Annotated in this window: 1 protein-coding gene; it reads right to left on the bottom strand. The window is 70.6% G+C overall.

Translation table 11 applies throughout. The features are described from left to right. Window positions 1-98: 98 nt before the first annotated feature. Window positions 99-477: pyridoxine/pyridoxamine 5'-phosphate oxidase (locus tag ABFT80_RS27975; protein ID WP_347975227.1), on the bottom strand; the 379-nt coding region annotated here is incomplete at its 5' end.

Here is a 477-nt window from a genome sequence, read left to right as displayed (position 1 = left end):
CCTTCTATGGCGGCGGGGCGAAGGGCTATACCGATTACCCGTTCCTGACCGAGCCGACTCCGGCCTGACGGATCTGCCAGCGCGGCCGATCCCGCGCTTCAGGGCTGCAGGCGTGTCACTTCCCAGGGCGCGCCTGGGCCCGGGCGGGTCCAGCGGAAACGGTCGTGGAGACGGTGCGCGCCGTCCGCCCAGAATTCGATCTCGACGGGGGTGATCCGGTAGCCGCCCCAGAACGGCGGCCGTTCGGGGTCGATTCCCTTCAGCGCGGCGATCTTCGCGACCTCCGCGACCAGCGCCGCCCGCGACGACAAGGGGGCGCTCTGCTTCGACGCCCAGGCGCCGAGGCGGCTCTGCAATCCGCGGGAGCGGTAATAGGCGTCGGCCTTCGGGCCTTCTTCCCTGGTCACGGTCCCGCGTGCCCGGATCTGCCGGCGCAGTGATTTCCAGTGCATGACGAAGGCCGCCTTGCCGCCGGTC

This window comes from Foliimonas ilicis, from assembly GCF_039939195.1.
GTDB classification, from domain to species: Bacteria; Pseudomonadota; Alphaproteobacteria; order Rhizobiales; family Rhizobiaceae; genus Foliimonas; species Foliimonas ilicis.
Note: the sequence above shows the minus strand (reverse complement) of the source record. Positions and strands in the feature narration are given on the sequence as shown.